We start from the raw sequence: 11,128 nt of genomic DNA, 5'->3' as shown, positions 1-11,128 counted from the left end.
CTTGGTGGCGCCTTGCGGGGAAAGCGTTGATCTCTGTCATCGCGGGAAAAGCCGTTTCTTATTAGCATCGCGGCTTTGAACACAGAGAATCACCAAGATTATGCAGTTGCCGCAATTAGTCAATATGTTTGGCGCAGATCTCCAGCGCCGCCATGGCGAAAAGATCCATAAACTCACGCTGCATGGCGGATTCAGCTGCCCTAACCGCGACGGCACGTTGGGGCGCGGCGGTTGTACGTTTTGCAACGTCGCTTCGTTCGCCGATGAGGCGATGCAGCGGCAAAGTATCGCCGAACAGCTGGCGCAACAGGCCGCGCGGGTCGACCGGGCGCGGCGCTATCTGGCCTATTTTCAGGCCTATACCAGCACCTATGCGGAGGTCGAACTGCTGGCGTCGATGTATCGGCAGGCGTTGGCGCAGAGCGACATGGTCGGCCTGTGCGTCGGCACTCGCCCGGACTGCGTGCCGCCCGCCGCATTGGATCTGCTGACGGGGTATCGCGAAGAGGGTTATGAAGTGTGGCTGGAACTGGGGCTGCAGACGGCGCACGATAAAACGCTCAAACGCATCAACCGCGGCCATGATTTCCGCTGCTATCAGCAGACCGCGCAACGGGCTCGGCAGCGCGGGCTGAAGGTGTGCTGCCATCTGATCGTCGGGCTGCCGGGAGAAACCCAGCGCGATCATCTGCTCACGCTGCAGCGGGTGGTGGAGAGCGGCGTGGATGGCATCAAGCTGCATCCGCTGCACGTTGTTACCGGCAGCACCCTGGCCCGCGCGTGGCGCGCCGGGCGCTTGCCCGAACTGGCGCTGGAAGATTACGCCGTCAGCGCCGGGGAGATGATCCGCCACACGCCGGGCGAGGTGGTGTATCACCGCCTGTCCGCCAGCGCCCGTCGGCCTACGCTGCTGGCGCCGCTGTGGTGCGAAAACCGCTGGCGCGGCATGCAGGCGGTGGGCGCTTATCTGCAGCAATACGGCGGGCAGGGCAGCGCGCTGGATGCCGCCCTGCATTATTCACCGACGTTATAACTGCAGGTTGGCGCGCACCTCCACGCGGGCGCGCTGCAGATCGGCCTGCAGCTGCGGATTCGCCAGCAGTCGTGCGGCGAGCGCCGTCGCCGCCAACTTGCCGCCTTCAAGATCGCTCGGGTAGTGAACGCCGGCAATCACCCGGCTTTGCGCATTGCTTGCCGCCCGCTCAAACAGCGCGCTGCGTTTTTCCGGCACCATCTGCGCCAACAGGAGTGCCGTTAGGTAGCTGTCCATCGCGTGTCCGCTAGGGTAGGAATCGCCTTCCGGCGGCGGCAGCAGCGGTTTCACGCGGCTGTCGGCCTCATAGGGGCGCGGGCGGCCATAGAAGGCCTTGGCGGGCATCAGGCTTTGTTCAAAGTCCTGATAGACCCGGCGGAACAGGGCGGCGGTGAGCGGATGGCGATCGACGGTAAAGGTCGGGCCGAAGATCTCGCGGGCGAAGGGGAAGGCGGCGTCTTCCAGGTGGTCATCCCGCTTGGCTTTGGCGATTTGTTCCGCCGTGCGGTTAGCCTGAATGGCCAGCACTGCCTGCAGATCCGCCCGATTCTGCGGCGTATCCGTTGAAGGCGGCGGCGGCAACAGCGTGGCGATTTGCCGTTGCTCTGCACTCAGATAGCCGGTCACGGCAGTGGCGGCCTTCAGGGGCAAAATAACGGTCAAAGACAGGACGAACAGGGTAGTGCGATAGATGGTTAACATGGTCAATCCTCACGTCAGGGAAATGAGGAAGCCTGCCGGGCTGGCCACAACGCTGCTGCCGGTGAAAGTAAACCGCGGGATAACATCCTTTCCCTTACTTCAAGCCTCAGGGCTTCGCTATCCGTGTCTGCTAAAGCATGCGTCATGCACGGTGCATCATTAATATATTAACGGAAAGGCCTTCTCAAGCGGCTGAGGTGTGGGGTGTATCACAGAAAAAGTCTTTTATTTACAATTGATTAATCCCTAAGTATGAGCGGATTGATCAACGTGCTTTTCCACGGTGTCGACGGCAATGAACCGCCCGATGCACGCCAGACGCCGCTATTTTCCGTTAGCAGGACTTGACTCTCAGACACGGCGGAAAAATTTACGGTATGATTCAAAAGATTGTGTCTGATGGGAGCCGCTATGAAGCAAATCCGGGTGTTGGCCCAGTACTACGTTGATTTAATGGTGAAACTGGGGTTGGTGCGCTTCTCGCTGCTGCTGGCCTCGGCGCTGGTGGTGCTGGCGATGGTGGTGCAGATGGCGGTGACCATGCTGCTGCGCGGCGAAGTGGAAAGCATCGACGTGGTGCGTTCAATCTTCTTCGGCCTGTTGATCACCCCGTGGGCGGTCTACTTCCTCTCGGTGGTGGTGGAGCAGCTGGAGGAGTCGCGCCAACGGCTGGCGCGGCTGGTGGACAAGCTGGAAGAGATGCGCCACCGCGATCTGGAGCTCAATCAGCAGCTCAAAGACAATATCAGCCAGCTGAATCAGGAGATCGCCGATCGCATCAAGGCGGAAGAAGAGCGCCTGCAGGTGATGGAAAAGCTGACGGAAGAGATGGAACAGCGCGAGCTGGCGCAGATTGAGCTGGGCCAGCAGTCGGCGCTGCTGCGTTCCTTCCTCGACGCCTCGCCGGACCTGGTCTACTACCGCAACGAAGACAAAGAGTTCTCCGGCTGCAACCGCGCGATGGAGCTGCTGACCGGCAAGAGCGAGAAGCAGCTGATCGGCCTGACGCCGTTCGACGTCTACGGCCAGGAGATCGCCGAAAAGGTCATTGAGACCGACGAGAAGGTGTTCCGCCACAACGTCTCGCTGACCTACGAACAATGGCTGGTGTATCCCGACGGCCGCAAGGCCTGTTTCGAACTGCGCAAGGTGCCGTTTTACGACCGGGTGGGCAAACGCCACGGGCTGATGGGCTTCGGCCGCGATATTACCGAGCGTAAGCGCTACCAGGACGCGCTGGAGAACGCCAGCCGGGAGAAGACCACCTTTATCTCCACCATCAGCCACGAGCTGCGTACGCCGCTTAACGGCATCGTCGGCCTGAGCCGCATCCTGCTCGATACCGAGCTGAACGACGAGCAGCTGAAATACCTGAAGACCATTCACGTCAGCGCCATCACCCTCGGCAATATCTTCAACGACATTATCGAAATGGACAAGCTCGAGCGGCGCAAGGTGCAGCTCGACAACCAGCCGGTGGACTTCACCGGTTTCCTCGCGGATCTGGAGAATCTCTCCGGCCTGCTGGCGCAGCCGAAAGGGCTGCAGTTCATCATGGAGCCGCAAACGCCGCTGCCACAGCAGATCGTGACCGACGGCACGCGCCTGCGGCAGATTTTGTGGAACCTGATCGGCAACGCGGTGAAATTTACCCAGCAGGGGCAAATCGTGGTGCGCGTGCGGCGCGAGGCGCAGGAGAAGCTGGTGTTCGAGGTGGAAGACTCGGGCATGGGCATCCCGCAGGACGAGCAGGACAAGATCTTCGCCATGTATTACCAGGTGAAAGATCAGCGCGGCGGCCGCCCGGCCACCGGCACCGGCATCGGGCTGGCGGTCTCCAAGCGGCTGGCGCAGAGCATGGGCGGCGACATCACCGTGCGTAGTGAACAGGGGCACGGTTCTTGCTTCACTCTGACCATCCAGGCGCCGGCGGTGCAGGAAGCCGTCAGCGCGGCGCCGGAGGAAGAGGAGCTGCCGTTGCCGGCGCTGCACATCCTGCTGGTGGAGGATATCGAACTGAATGTGATCGTGGCGCGCTCGGTGCTGGAGAAGCTGGGCAACAGCGTCGAGGTGGCGATGAACGGCCACGATGCGCTGGCGATGTTCGATCCGGACGAGTTCGATCTGGTGCTGCTGGACATTCAACTGCCGGACATGACCGGGCTGGACATCGCCCGGGCGCTGCGTGAGCGCTATGCCGGTCAGGCGCTGCCGCCGCTGGTTGCGCTGACCGCCAACGTGCTGAAAGACAAAAAAGAGTACCTCGAGGCGGGCATGGACGATGTGCTGAGCAAGCCGCTGTCGGTGCCGGCGTTGACCCAGGTCATCAAACACTATTGGGATCATCAACCTTCTCACACTTCAAAGAAAACGGAGCACAAGGCGATGCAGATTAATGAGTCGTTACTCGATACCGCGATGCTGGAACAGTATATGGATCTGGTTGGCCCGCAGCTGATCCACCAAAGCCTGGAGATGTTCGAACAGATGATGCCGGGCTATCTGGCGGTGCTGGACTCCAACATGACGGCGCGCGATCAGAAAGGCATCACCGAGGAAGGGCACAAGATCAAGGGCGCCGCCGGTTCGGTCGGTCTGCGCCATCTGCAGCAGCTGGCGCAGCAGATTCAAACGCCGACGCTGCCGGCCTGGTGGGATAACGTGCAGGACTGGGTGGATGAGTTGAAGCAAGAGTGGCGCAACGACGTGCAGGTACTGCGGGCTTGGGTAGAGAACGCTGAAAAAAAATGACCCCGACCTAAGCCGGGGTGCGCGAATATTGCGCCAACACCAGGGAAATTGTGAACCTGCGTATTGGTTTCAGTGTTCTGGTCGAGCAGGTTGTAGCGAATTCCTAAACATCATACAGCCAACAACATAGCAAATGTAAGCGCTCTTGTTAGAAGATTCATTAAAATGTGTGATGTAGATTAGTGTTTGTCAACTCCGAGCACGAACCAGTTGACAGCAGCGACAGGAGTAAGAGTGATGAAAAAGGTGGGTGTAGTCCTCAGCGGCAGCGGCGTTTATGACGGTACGGAGATCCATGAAGCGGTGCTGACGCTGCTGGCGTTGGATCGTGCCGGCGCGCAGGCGGTGTGCTTTGCGCCTGATAAACCACAACGCCATGTTATTAATCACTTATCGGGTGATGAGATGGCGGAGACGCGCAATGTCCTGATTGAGTCGGCGCGCATTGCCCGCGGCGCGGTGCAGCCGCTGGCGCTGGCGGAGGCCGCGCAGCTGGATGCCCTGATCGTGCCCGGCGGCTTTGGCGCCGCCAAGAACCTCAGCAATTTCGCCGAAGCCGGCGCGGAATGTTGGGTCGATGAAGATTTGGCGCGCCTGACGCGCGAGATGCATAAGGCCAACAAACCAATTGGCCTGATGTGCATCGCGCCGGCGCTGTTGCCGAAACTGCTGGATCAACAAGCGCGGCTGACCATTGGCAACGATCCGGACCTGGGGGAAGTGATTGACGCCATGGGCGGCGAACCGGTGATTTGCCCGGTGGACGACATCGTGGTGGACAGCGATCACAAGATCGTGACCACGCCGGCCTATATGCTGGCGCCGTCGATCGCGCAGGCGGCCCTCGGCATCGATAAGCTGGTGGCGCGGGTGCTGGAACTGGCTGAATGAGAAAATCGCTCGGCGGATGGCGGCGGCTGCGCCCGTGGTATTGGCTGAAGCGCGGCGTCATCGCGATCCTCGGTCTGTGGGCGTTGGGCATTGTGCTCTTCGCCTTCCTGCCGGTGCCGTTTTCCGCCGTGATGGTGGAGAGGCAAGTCAGCGCCTGGCTGAGCGGCGACTTCGGCTACGTCGCCCATTCGGACTGGGTGTCGATGGACGACATCTCGCCGCAAATGGCGCTGGCGGTGATGGCGGCGGAGGATCAGAAGTTTCCAGACCATTGGGGCTTCGACGTGGCGGCCATTGAAAAGGCGCTCAGCCACAACGAGAAGCGCCCGACGCGCATCCGCGGCGCCTCCACGCTGTCGCAGCAAACCGCCAAGAACCTGTTTCTGTGGGATGGCCGCAGCTGGCTGCGCAAAGGGCTGGAGGCCGGATTGACGTCGGGCATCGAGCTGGTGTGGACCAAACGGCGCATTCTGACGGTGTATCTGAACATCGTCGAGTTCGGCGACGGGGTATTCGGCGTGGAGGAGGCTTCACAGCGCTTTTTCCATAAGCCGGCCAAACGGCTGAGCGCGGCCGAAGCGGCGCTGCTGGCGGCGGTATTGCCGAATCCGCATCGTTTCAGGGCCGATGCGCCGTCCGGCTATGTGGTGCAGCGTCAACAGTGGATCATGCGCCAGATGCGGCAGCTGGGCGGGGAAGCGTTTTTACGCGAGAACTCGCTGGATTAAACGGGCGGGAACGGCAGGGCGCCGTTCCCGCCAAGCGGATTATTTCACATAGGTAAAGGCGGTGGTGACGTGCTTCACGCCGCTGACCTGGCTGGCGATCTGCGCCGCCGACTGCCCTTCCTGCTGCGTGACCAGGCCCAGCAAGAACACTTCGCCGTTTTCGGTAGTGACCTTCACGTTGGACGATTTCACCGTATCGCTGGTCAACAGCTGCGAACGCACCTTGGTGGTGATCCAGGTGTCGGAGGACGCGGTGCTCAGGCTGACCGGCGTGCCCTGACGGATTTCGTTATACACTTCGCTCGTGCCTTCCACGCCCATGGCGATCTGCTTGGCGCGCGCGGTGAGATCGGCGTTAGGCGACTGGCCGGTCAACAGCACCTTGCCCTGATAGGCGGTGGCGACCACCCGGGCATCTTTCTTCAACTGCTGGTCTTTGCTCAGGGCATTTTCGACCCTGGCTTCCAGCGTGCCGTCATCCACCTGGGTCCCTACGCTGCGCGGGTCGGTGGCGGTTTTGGTGGCGACGGCCGCACTGCCGACGACGACGCCGGCGATACAGCCTTGCAACAGCAGGGCGCTGGACAGCACTGCAAATGTGGCTTTTAGCTTCATCTCAGTTCCTTAATCGTCCTGGTGGGGGAATAACGTGTTGTCTATCAGGTCGCACAGGCAGTTTACGGTCAGCATATGCATTTCCTGAATGCGTGAGCTGCGGTGCGACGGGATGCGGATCTCGACGTCCTGCTGGCCGAGCAGCCCGGCCAGCTCGCCGCCGTCGTAGCCGGTGAGCGCGACGATGGTCATATCGCGCGTGACGGCCGCCTCGACCGCTTTCACAATATCACGGCTGTTGCCGCGGGTGGAAATCGCCAGCAGCACGTCGCCGGTGTGCCCGAGCGCGCGCACCTGCTTGGCGTACACTTCGTCGTGCAGCCGATCGTTGCTGATCGCCGTCAGCACCACGTTGTCGGCGTTGAGGGCGATGGCCGGCAGGCTGGGGCGCTCGGTTTCAAAACGGTTGATCATGCTGGCGGCGAAGTGCTGCGCGTTGGCCGCCGAGGTGCCGTTGCCGCAGCACAGGATTTTGTTGCCGTTGAGTAAGGATTGAACCAGCGTCATTGCAGCGCGGGAAATGGCGTCCGGCAATGCTTCCGCCGCCGCGATCTGGGTTTGGATGCTTTCGGTAAAACAGACTTTAATTCTATCCAGCACGTTGTATTAATCCACTAAGTCAAAGGGCCGGTCTGCGCCGCAAAACCCCGATTAATCCGCATTGAAGGCGTTGGGTATCCATTCTAACTGGCTACCGGTAATGGCCAAAACATCAAAACGGCAAGATGATGTGTCAAAACTGGCTCCGCGCCCCGCCAGCCAGACGGCGGCGGCGTGCAGCAACCGCCGTTGTTTGCGAAAGGTGACGCTGGCGGCCGCGCCGCCGAAGGCGTCGTTGCGGCGGTAGCGCACTTCGACGAATACCCAGGTAGCGCCGTCGCGCATGATGAGGTCGAGCTCACCGCCGCGCACCGCGACGTTGGCGGCGCAGAAGGTGAGCCCGGCGTGTTCCAGGTGACGGCGGGCCAGTAACTCATAGCCCGCCCCTGAGGCGCGTGGGTTCAAGAGACCGGAACGACCGTGCCCTGACGGTATTGCAGCCAAGGCAGCTTACGGTTGATCACGCAGTTCGGCGACGCGCTCAGCATACCGGTGGTGCCGGAAACCTGGAAGCCCGGCAGCTGGCGCATTTCAGCAAAGTGGTTGGCCAATGTCCAGGCATCCATCCCCATCGCATACAGGCGCACCAACGAGTAGTCGTTGCGGAAGCGCGCGCTGGCCTGCTGCAACAGCTGAGGGTTTGAACCGGCCAGCAGCGGGATATCGCTAAACTGCAGGCCTTCCATTTCCAGACGGAAGTCCGGGCCGGCGCCGGCCTGGTAGCTGCGCGAGCTGGCGTACATCGCCGGCTTGCCGCGCGAGCTGGTGGCCATGTCGATCATCGGTTTGATCAGCGTCAGTTGAGACTGCGTGGCGACGATATACACCGCGTCGACGCCGCCGGTTGCGGCGGGCACGTCGCTCGGCGGCGCCGGAATGGTCAGCCCGGCGATGGTCACGCTCTGCGGCGCCGGGGCGCTCGACATCGGCGTGCCGGTCATGCGGATGCCGCCGCTGTTGACCATCTGGCGCAGTTCGCCGGCGGAGCCGATGTCCTGACGCAGCACGGTTTGCCCGCCTTGCTTCTGCCATTCCTGGTTAAAGGCCTTGGCGACGCGATCGCCGAAGGCGCCGCGCGGCACCAGCAGCAGCGGTTGACGCTTCTGCTGTTCCCAGATGTGGCGAGCGGCGTCGCGCGCTTCATCTTCCGGCGACAGGGCGAAGTAACAGATGTTCAGATTGTCCTTCGGCGTTTCCGGTTGGTTGAGCGCCAGCACGTTCAGCGTGGTGGTGCTGGCGGACAGCTGATCGACGTTCTCTTTCAGCAGCGGCCCGACCACCAGGGTGGCGCCATCCTGCTGCGCCTGGCTCAGCAAGGCGGCCAGCGGCTGGCTGGTGGTGTCGTACACTTTGACCTGCGCGTTGGCGGCCTGCGGCGGCGTTATCGGCGCGCTGGACGGCGCAGCGGGTTGCGCGGCGGTCACGGCAGGCTGGCTCTCTTGCGCCGAAGGGCTGACCGCGCCGTTGGCGTTGATGTCACCCGTGGCGGCCTGATTGGCCGGCGCCGTTTGAGCCGGTGCGCTGGCCGGTGGCGCGGCTTGAGGCTGCGGCGCCGGCATGGAACCGCCGTTTTTCGCCGCTTCGAAGCCTTGCTGGATGGCGTCGGCGAACACTTTCGCCTGGCCGTTCAACGGCAGCAGCAGGGCGATTTTCGAGGTGGAGGCCTGGGTGAAGTTCAGCACCTGGTTCAGGCGAGCCGGCAGCGTTTTGGCCGCCGGGTTCTTCGGATAACGGTTTTGCCAGTCTTTGATGCCGGCCTTCAGCAGATCGGGATCCTGCTTGTTGTCCTGATAGACGCGCAGCAGATCCAGCCAGCCTTGCAGCACGTTCTCGTCGGCGTTGATCACCAGGCTGTTCATCTCCTGCGGCGTCAGCTGCAGCAGCGCCTGCCAGGTCTGATCCAGGTTGTCCTGATGCGGTTTGCCGGTCAGCAACGGCTCCTGAGCGATATAGGCGCGGATCAACGGCAGCGACGCTTTGCCCTGATTGGCGGCGATCTGCGCCTGGTAGTAGCGCACCTTCTGATTCGGCGACAGCGAACCGCTGTCCAGGTGGCCCAGCGTGCTGCGGGCGCTGACGTAGCTCTTGTTGGCGATCTGCAGTTCGGCGGTCAGCAACTGGCGTTCAGTCTGCTGCGCGCCGCTGAGGTTTTTCGGCAGCTGATTCAACTGGTCGCCGGCCTGCGGCAGTTTTCCTTCACGCAGCAAGGCGCGAATAGCAAGTAATTGCCAGTCAGCCTTGTTATCATCGCTGCTTTGCTGCAACTGCTGCAGGTAGTAATCGGAGCTGGCGCTCGCTTCGTCCTGTATATTGGCGGGCGGCGTTTGCGGGGCCCGACTTGGACAGCCTGCCAGGAAAAGGGCGGCCGCGATGACTGCGGTAAGTCGGACAGGCTTGGAACGCCCTGCTTTGGTACGAACGAATGTTGAGGAAAGCATACTGTATCCAGTGATGTTTTTTTCAAGATGCTCAATATTAAATCGGCAACCCGGATGAAACAATGAATCAACACCAACAATCAGTCATTTCTGCATCAACGCTGTATGTGGTGCCCACCCCAATCGGCAATCTGGGCGATATCACCCACCGCGCGTTAGAGGTACTGAAAAGCGTTGATCTGATCGCGGCGGAAGACACGCGCCATACCGGATTGCTGCTGCAACACTTCGCGATCAACGCGCGTCTGTTCGCGCTGCATGATCACAACGAACAGCAAAAGGCCGATCAATTGCTGGCGAAACTGCAGGAAGGTCAGAGCATCGCGCTGGTGTCCGACGCCGGCACGCCGCTGATCAACGATCCCGGTTATCACCTGGTGCGCCGCTGCCGCGAGGCCGGCATTCGCGTGGTGCCGCTGCCGGGCGCCTGCGCCGCCACCACCGCGCTGTGCGCCGCGGGCGTCGCTTCCGACCGTTTCTGCTACGAGGGCTTCCTGCCGGCGAAAACCAAGGGGCGTAAGGATACGCTGATGGCGCTGGCGGAGGAACCGCGCACGCTGATTTTCTACGAATCTACTCACCGCCTGCTGGAAAGCCTGCAGGACATGGTTACCGTCTGGGGCCCGCAGCGCTATGTGGTGCTGGCGCGCGAGCTGACCAAAACCTGGGAATCTATCCACGGCGCGCCGGTGGGCGAGCTGCTGGCGTGGGTGCAGGAAGATGAAGTGCGCCGCCGCGGCGAGATGGTGCTGATCGTCGAAGGCCACAAGGCGCAGGAGGATGCGCTGCCGCTTGAGGCGCTGCGCACGCTGGTGCTGCTGCAAAAAGAGCTGCCGCTGAAAAAGGCGGCGGCGCTGGCGGCGGAAATCCACGGCGTGAAGAAAAATGCGCTGTATAAGCACGCGCTGGAGCAACAACAGCCGTAAAGCGGTTGACCTGCCGCCGCCGCGACGCTACTATCCGCGCCGGAGTTGACCAGACAGTCGCCGCTTCATTGCCGTCCTCTTCGGGGAGACAGATGGAGGGGAGGAAAGTCCGGGCTCCATAGGGCAGGGTGCCAGGTAACGCCTGGGAGGCGCAAGCCTACGACTAGTGCAACAGAGAGCAAACCGCCGATGGCCCGCGCAAGCGGGATCAGGTAAGGGTGAAAGGGTGCGGTAAGAGCGCACCGCGCGGCTGGCAACAGTTCGTGGCACGGTAAACTCCACCCGGAGCAAGGCCAAATAGGGGTTCACATGGTACGGCCCGTACTGAACCCGGGTAGGCTGCTTGAGCCAGTGAGCGATTGCTGGCCTAGAGGAATGACTGTCCACGACAGAACCCGGCTTACCGGTCAACTCCCTCGACAAAAGAAAACCCCGCACAACGCC

The 11,128-nt window shown here is 61.7% G+C and carries 10 protein-coding genes and 1 other RNA gene; 6 read left to right on the top strand and 5 right to left on the bottom strand.

All coding sequences use genetic code 11. From position 1 onward, the window contains the following. Window positions 1-100 precede the first annotated feature (100 nt). Window positions 101-1,033 carry a tRNA modification radical SAM protein MnmL/YtqA gene (mnmL, locus tag ACK3CV_RS22065; RefSeq protein ID WP_047570430.1) on the top strand — a complete coding sequence of 311 codons (933 nt, stop codon included), beginning with the start codon at window positions 101-103 and terminating at the stop codon, window positions 1,031-1,033. On the opposite strand, the gene ACK3CV_RS22060 is transcribed toward mnmL, so the two are convergent. Next, complete coding sequence (locus ACK3CV_RS22060) at window positions 1,028-1,735, bottom strand: acid phosphatase (protein ID WP_033649004.1); 708 nt, start codon at window positions 1,733-1,735, stop codon at window positions 1,028-1,030. The two genes, mnmL and ACK3CV_RS22060, sit on opposite strands and share 6 nt — an antisense overlap. Window positions 1,736-2,146: 411 nt before the next feature. Here ACK3CV_RS22060 and arcB point away from each other — a divergent pair, with 411 nt between their 5' ends. The 3 genes from arcB to mtgA all read left to right on the top strand — a co-directional run bounded on the left by arcB (window position 2,147) and on the right by mtgA (window position 6,105). Continuing rightward, window positions 2,147-4,486, top strand: a complete 2,340-nt coding sequence (gene arcB / locus ACK3CV_RS22055) for an aerobic respiration two-component sensor histidine kinase ArcB (protein ID WP_033649005.1) — start codon at window positions 2,147-2,149, stop codon at window positions 4,484-4,486. A 237-nt stretch (window positions 4,487-4,723) separates the two neighbouring features. After that, complete coding sequence (gene elbB / locus ACK3CV_RS22050) at window positions 4,724-5,377, top strand: isoprenoid biosynthesis glyoxalase ElbB (RefSeq protein WP_047570433.1); 654 nt, start codon at window positions 4,724-4,726, stop codon at window positions 5,375-5,377. Beyond that, the gene (mtgA, locus tag ACK3CV_RS22045) at window positions 5,374-6,105 is read left to right on the top strand and encodes a monofunctional biosynthetic peptidoglycan transglycosylase (protein ID WP_033636115.1); all 732 of its coding nucleotides are present in this window, start codon (window positions 5,374-5,376) and stop codon (window positions 6,103-6,105) included. Before elbB ends, mtgA begins: the two co-directional genes overlap by 4 nt. Window positions 6,106-6,144: 39 nt before the next feature. Here mtgA and dolP read toward each other — a convergent pair whose 3' ends face one another. From dolP to ACK3CV_RS22025, 4 genes are read right to left on the bottom strand one after another with little or no spacing between them, the layout of a single operon-like run. After that, a complete protein-coding gene (dolP, locus tag ACK3CV_RS22040) occupies window positions 6,145-6,720 on the bottom strand; it encodes a division/outer membrane stress-associated lipid-binding lipoprotein (protein ID WP_033636114.1) in 576 nt (191 codons plus the stop codon). 9 nt (window positions 6,721-6,729) lie between these two features. Then, window positions 6,730-7,320 (bottom strand): DnaA initiator-associating protein DiaA, encoded by a 591-nt coding sequence (gene diaA / locus ACK3CV_RS22035; protein ID WP_004937103.1) that lies wholly within the window; start codon window positions 7,318-7,320, stop codon window positions 6,730-6,732. Between the two features lie 51 nt (window positions 7,321-7,371). Then, window positions 7,372-7,725, bottom strand: coding sequence for a YraN family protein (locus ACK3CV_RS22030; RefSeq protein ID WP_086556960.1), 354 nt, complete (start codon window positions 7,723-7,725; stop codon window positions 7,372-7,374). Then, on the bottom strand, window positions 7,722-9,758 hold the full coding sequence (locus tag ACK3CV_RS22025) for a penicillin-binding protein activator (protein ID WP_033636112.1): 2,037 nt from the start codon (window positions 9,756-9,758) through the stop codon (window positions 7,722-7,724). The genes ACK3CV_RS22030 and ACK3CV_RS22025 overlap by 4 nt, the downstream gene beginning before the upstream one ends. 62 nt (window positions 9,759-9,820) lie before the next feature. On the opposite strand from ACK3CV_RS22025, the gene rsmI reads away from it, so the two are divergent. Next, complete coding sequence (gene rsmI / locus ACK3CV_RS22020) at window positions 9,821-10,684, top strand: 16S rRNA (cytidine(1402)-2'-O)-methyltransferase (RefSeq protein WP_164141334.1); 864 nt, start codon at window positions 9,821-9,823, stop codon at window positions 10,682-10,684. Between the two features lie 41 nt (window positions 10,685-10,725). After that, window positions 10,726-11,103: RNase P RNA component class A (rnpB, locus tag ACK3CV_RS22015), an RNA gene on the top strand. Window positions 11,104-11,128: the final 25 nt, after the last annotated feature.

The organism is Serratia sp. TSO36 (assembly GCF_057808395.1).
The sequence above is the reverse complement of the archived record's forward strand: the minus strand, read 5'-3'. Positions and strand labels throughout refer to the sequence as shown.

Bases quoted from the DNA above. Each gene is read 5' to 3' on its own strand.
- mtgA (WP_033636115.1), top strand. From the start codon at position 5,374: ATGAGAAAATCGCTCGGCGGATGGCGGCGGCTGCGCCCGTGGTATTGG.
- arcB (WP_033649005.1), top strand. From the start codon at position 2,147: ATGAAGCAAATCCGGGTGTTGGCCCAGTACTACGTTGATTTAATGGTG.
- mnmL (WP_047570430.1), top strand. From the start codon at position 101: ATGCAGTTGCCGCAATTAGTCAATATGTTTGGCGCAGATCTCCAGCGC.
- elbB (WP_047570433.1), top strand. From the start codon at position 4,724: ATGAAAAAGGTGGGTGTAGTCCTCAGCGGCAGCGGCGTTTATGACGGT.
- ACK3CV_RS22060 (WP_033649004.1), bottom strand. From the start codon at position 1,735: ATGTTAACCATCTATCGCACTACCCTGTTCGTCCTGTCTTTGACCGTT.
- ACK3CV_RS22025 (WP_033636112.1), bottom strand. From the start codon at position 9,758: ATGCTTTCCTCAACATTCGTTCGTACCAAAGCAGGGCGTTCCAAGCCT.
- rsmI (WP_164141334.1), top strand. From the start codon at position 9,821: ATGAATCAACACCAACAATCAGTCATTTCTGCATCAACGCTGTATGTG.
- dolP (WP_033636114.1), bottom strand. From the start codon at position 6,720: ATGAAGCTAAAAGCCACATTTGCAGTGCTGTCCAGCGCCCTGCTGTTG.